At 69.6% G+C, this 4,894-nt stretch carries 5 protein-coding genes; 3 read left to right on the top strand and 2 right to left on the bottom strand.

Annotated elements, in window-relative coordinates:
* The first annotated feature begins 341 nt into the window (after window positions 1–341).
* Together pknB and M8I34_RS40945 are read left to right on the top strand one after the other, a co-directional pair.
* A complete protein-coding gene (pknB, locus tag M8I34_RS40950; protein ID WP_250058141.1) occupies window positions 342–2,282 on the top strand; it encodes a Stk1 family PASTA domain-containing Ser/Thr kinase in 1,941 nt (646 codons plus the stop codon).
* A gap of 64 nt (window positions 2,283–2,346) precedes the next feature.
* The gene (locus M8I34_RS40945) at window positions 2,347–3,240 is read left to right on the top strand and encodes a deoxyribonuclease IV (RefSeq protein ID WP_250058140.1); all 894 of its coding nucleotides are present in this window, start codon (window positions 2,347–2,349) and stop codon (window positions 3,238–3,240) included.
* A 22-nt stretch (window positions 3,241–3,262) separates the two neighbouring features.
* Here the strand turns inward: M8I34_RS40945 and M8I34_RS40940 are convergent, their stop codons facing one another.
* On the bottom strand, window positions 3,263–3,895 hold the full coding sequence (locus M8I34_RS40940; protein ID WP_030086563.1) for a sulfite oxidase-like oxidoreductase: 633 nt from the start codon (window positions 3,893–3,895) through the stop codon (window positions 3,263–3,265).
* A 148-nt stretch (window positions 3,896–4,043) separates the two neighbouring features.
* Between M8I34_RS40940 and bfr the strand changes: the two genes are divergently transcribed.
* Window positions 4,044–4,520, top strand: coding sequence for a bacterioferritin (bfr, locus tag M8I34_RS40935; RefSeq protein ID WP_250058139.1), 477 nt, complete (start codon window positions 4,044–4,046; stop codon window positions 4,518–4,520).
* A gap of 70 nt (window positions 4,521–4,590) precedes the next feature.
* Here the strand turns inward: bfr and M8I34_RS40930 are convergent, their stop codons facing one another.
* Window positions 4,591–4,845: a bacterioferritin-associated ferredoxin gene (locus M8I34_RS40930; RefSeq protein ID WP_030992370.1), complete on the bottom strand. Its 255-nt coding sequence runs from the start codon at window positions 4,843–4,845 to the stop codon at window positions 4,591–4,593.
* Window positions 4,846–4,894: the final 49 nt, after the last annotated feature.

The following is a 4,894-nucleotide window of genomic DNA, read 5'->3' as shown; positions in this document are numbered from 1 at the left end:
TGAGTGGAGAAGGTGAAAGTGGGTGGGGGCGGGCCACCGACGTGACCGTTTCCATGTGATGCACAAGCAGCACCGGACCACCTACGTGCACCCCCACCAGCCTTTCCCCATCCCCAACGGGAGGGGACGCGCCGCAGGACGAAGTCCGGAGGAGCGGCACCGCACCCAACAGCCCCGCGCAGCGACCCCAGCCCGCCGCAGGCGCAACGGCGAGTAAGCCGACAACGCGGGGCGCAAAGCAAAGCGCAGCGGAGAGGCGCAACAGCGAACAACCACCACGGCGGGAAAGACAAAAACGTGGGGCGCAAAGCAAAGCGCAGCGACCCGTAGACTCGACCCCCGTGGATACCACCCTTCAGGACCCGCTCGTGGGTCAGCTGCTCGACGGCCGCTACCGCGTCCAGGCGCGTATCGCCACAGGCGGTATGGCCACGGTCTACCAGGCCATGGACACCCGGCTCGACCGCCTGCTCGCGCTGAAGGTGATGCACCCGGGCCTCGCCTCGGACGGGGCGTTCGTCGACCGCTTCATCCGTGAGGCGAAGTCGGTCGCGCGGCTGTCGCATCCGAATGTGGTGGGCGTCTTCGACCAGGGCACGGACGGTACGTACGTCTACCTGGCGATGGAGTACGTCGCCGGCTGCACGCTGCGCGATGTGCTGCGCGAGCGGGGCGCCCTCCAGCCGCGGGCCGCGCTGGACATCCTGGAGCCGATCCTGGCCGCTCTGGGGGCCGCGCACCGCGCCGGGCTGGTGCACCGCGACATGAAGCCGGAGAACGTCCTGATCGGCGACGACGGCCGGGTCAAGGTCGCCGACTTCGGGCTGGTGCGCGCGGTGGACACCAACACCACCGCCTCGACGGGCTCGGTCCTGGGCACCGTCTCCTACCTCGCCCCCGAGCAGCTGGAGCACGGCACCGCGGACGCCCGGGTCGATGTCTACGCCTGCGGTGTGGTGCTCTACGAGATGCTGACCGGCGGCAAACCGCACACCGGCGGCACCGTGGCGCAGATCCTCTACCAGCATCTGCATGAGGACGTGCTGCCGCCGTCGGGTCTGGTGCCCGGTCTCGCGCCGCAGCTGGACGAGCTGATCGCGCTGGCCTGCTCCCGCGATCCGCAGCAGCGTCCGCAGGACGCCGTGGCGCTGCTGTCCCGGGCGCAGGAGGCCAGGGCGCAGCTGACCGACGCACAGCTGGACATCGTGCCGCCGGAGGCCAAGGAGCTGCCCGCGGGCGGCGCCGGGGCGGGCGACGGCACGGAGCGTACGGACGTGATACCCCGCACCGACGAGGCGGAGCTGAACCGCACCAGCCGGCTGGAGGTCCCGCCGGACGAGCAGACCACGCGGCTGCGGCCGGTGCCCGCCGCCGCGCCCCGTGGCGGGCTGCTCCAGCGGCGGCGGCTCGCGACCATCATCGCGGCCGTCCTGCTGGTCCTCGGGGCGGGCGCGGGCGTCTGGTACATCAACTTCGGCCAGTTCACCACCGTCCCCCCGGTGCTGGACATGACGCAGGCCAAGGCCGAGAAGACCCTGCGGGACGACGGTCTGGGGGTGAAGGTGGTGCGCGGCTTCAGCTCGAATGTGGAGCGCGGCCATGTCATGAAGACGGATCCCGCGAACGGCAAGCAGATCCGTGGCACGGGCACGGTCACCCTCACCATCTCCCGCGGCCCGGAGATCGTCGACGTCCCGGATCTGTCCGGCACCCCGGTCGCGGACGCCAAGCGCAAGCTGCGCGACCGCGGGCTGGTCCCGGGCACGGTGACCCGCGAGTTCAACGAAGAGGTCGCCAAGGGTTCGGTGATCCGTACGGACCCGGCCGGCGGCAGCAAGCGGCGGCCCGACACGGCGGTGGGGCTGACCGTCAGCCGCGGCACCGCGATCGACGTGCCCGGAGTGCTCGGCAGCGACCGCACCGACGCGGTGTCCACGCTGCGCGCGGCCGGTTTCCAGGTGCGCTTCGCCGACCAGCCGGTCTTCTCCACCCAGGACAAGGGCACCATCGCCCGGCAGACCCCGGTGGAGGGCGGCAAGCTGGGCAAGGGCGACACCGTCACCCTCACGCTCTCCAAGGGCCCGGAGATGATCCCCGTCCCGGATGTCACCGGCAAGAACGTGGATGACGCCAAGAAGCAGCTGACGGACCTGGGCTTCCAGGTCGAGGTGGACAAGCCGCTCCTGTTCCCGCAGGACACGGTCGAATCCCAGTCCGTCGACCCGGGCAAGAAGGCGCCGAAGGGCGGCACGATCACCATCAAGCTCAAGGGCGCCCTGTAGGGCCCGCCGGCTGTGCCCCACGGCTGCCGTCCGGCGGGCGTGGGGCACCTGGCACCCTGGGAGGGTGAGTACCTCCCCCGAGGGCGCCGAGCAGCGCGCCCGTGCACGTAATCCGGTCGGCGGCCATGTGCCGGTGGCCGGCGGCCTGGCGAAGGTCGGCATTCCCTACGCCCACGAGATGGGCGACGAGGTCGTTCAGGTCTTCGTGGCCAATCCGCGCGGCTGGGCGACGCTGCCCGGCAACCCCGCACAGGACGAGGCCTTCCGGGCGGCCTGTGCACAGCGGGGAATCCCGGCGTATGTCCATGCGCCCTATCTGATCAACTTCGGCTCGCACACCGAGGCGACCGTCGACAAGTCCGTGGACTCGCTGCGCCATTCGTTGCGCCGCGGCCGGGAGATCGGTGCGCTCGGGGTGGTCGTCCACACCGGCTCGGCGACCGGCGGGCGGCCGCGCGCCACGGCAATGGCGCAGGTCAGGGAGCGAATGCGGCCGTTGCTCGACGAGCTGACGCACCCGGACGACCCCTGGCTGCTGCTGGAGCCGACGGCCGGGCAGGGGGCGTCGCTGTGTGCGCTGGCCGAGGATCTCGGTCCGTACTTCGACGCGCTGGACCGGCACCCCAAGCTGGGGATCTGCCTCGACACCTGCCATGCGTTCGCGGCCGGGCACGACATGGCGGCGCCGGGCGGGACGAAGGCGCTGCTGGACGAGCTGGTGGAGGTCGCCGGCGAGGGCCGGCTGAAGCTGATCCACGCCAATGACTCCAAGGACGTGGCCGGCGCCCACAAGGACAGGCACGAGAACATCGGCGCGGGTCACATCGGTGCGGAGCCCTTCGGTGAGCTGTTCCGCCATCCGGCGACGGCCGGAGTGCCGCTGGTCGTCGAGACCCCGGGCGGCAAGGAAGGGCATGCGGCGGACGTGGCCCGGCTCAAGGAGCTGCGCGCGTACTGAGAGGCCCCGGGAGCGTACGGGATCAGAGCTCGGGGCCGTCCCCGGGCTCTTCCTGGTACGAGTAGCGCTGCTCGCGCCACGGGTCGCCGAGGTTGTGGTAGCCGCGCTCCTCCCAGAAGCCGCGGCGGTCGGCCCGCATGTATTCGATGCCGCGGACCCACTTGGGGCCCTTCCAGGCATACAGATGCGGAACGATCAGGCGCACCGGGAATCCGTGCTCCGCGGTGAGAAGCTCACCCGAGCGATGGGTGGCGAAGAGGCACTTCTCCGCGGCGAAATCCTCGATTCGCACATTCGAACTGAAGCCGTACTCGGCCCACACCATGACATGGGTGACATCGGGTGCCGGCGGCGCGAGTTCCAGGATGGTCCGGGTGCTCACCCCGCCCCATTCGGCTCCCAGCATGCTGAATTTCGTCACGCAGTGCATATCGGCGACGACCGTGGTGTACGGCAGCGCCGTGAATTCCTCGTGCGACCAGCAGTGCTTGGCGCCGTCGGCGGTGGCACCAAAAGCCCGGAACTCCCAGCGTTCGGCGCGGAACTTCGGCACCGGCCCGTAATGCGTCACCGGCCAGCCCCGCTGTAGCCGCTGGCCCGGAGGGAGCTGAGGAGGCTCCTCTTCGCGGCTTTCCGGCTGACCCATGCCCTCCATGTTGTCAGACCGGAAGGGGTGCCGATGACCAGGGAGGGAGGGATTCGGGCAACTCGCACTAAGCGTGCACTTACTGGACGCCCTGGTCACAGCGGTGCGAGGATGCGCGGCACCTGCCCAGTTTCTCGCGTGGAAGGAGCCCGCAGCCATGCAGGGCGACCCCGAGGTCATCGAATTCCTCAATGAGCAGCTGACCGCCGAGCTCACCGCGATCAACCAGTACTTCCTGCACGCCAAGATGCAGGAGAACTTCGGCTGGACGAAGCTCGCGAAGTACACCCGCTCAGAGTCCTTCGACGAGATGAAGCATGCGGAGATCCTGACCGACAGGATTCTCTTCCTTGAAGGTCTGCCGAATTACCAGCGGCTGTTCCATGTGCGGATCGGCCAGACGGTCACGGAGATGTTCCAGGCCGACCGGCAGGTCGAGGTCGAGGCCATCGACCGGCTCAAGCGCGGTATCGAGGTCATGCGCAACAAGGGCGACATCACCTCGGCGAATATCTTCGAGGACATCCTCGCGGACGAGGAGCACCACATCGACTATCTCGACACCCAGCTGGAGCTGGTGGAGAAGCTCGGAGAGGCGCTCTACATCGCCCAGATCATCGAGCAGCCGAGCTGAGCGAGCGGCCGGATGTCCACCCTCCGCCACGCCCTGGCCGGCAGCGGGAGACCCCCGTCGCCACTGTGGGCTACGCGGCCTCCGAAAGCGCCGCGGGCTCCACTGCGTCCGCCTCCACGCCCAGCGGCTCGGGCGCGCCACCGTCGATGAGTTCCCGGCGGGGGCAGGCGCTCCGGCCGAGCAGTGCCTGGATGCGGCGCACACAGCCGCCGCAGTCGGTGCCGGCCTTGCAGGCCGAGGCGATCTGGCGGGGAGTGCAGGCCCCGGTATCCGCGTGGTCACGGACCTGCTGCTCGGTGATCCCGAAGCAGGAGCAGACGTACACGCGGTTTCACCTCCGTGGCGGCCACCTCAGATCCGACTGATCTTGAGTG

Source organism: Streptomyces sp. MCA2, from assembly GCF_023544705.1.
Classification (GTDB): domain Bacteria; phylum Actinomycetota; class Actinomycetes; order Streptomycetales; family Streptomycetaceae; genus Streptomyces; species Streptomyces decoyicus.
This window is presented reverse-complemented; position numbering and strand designations above follow the sequence as displayed.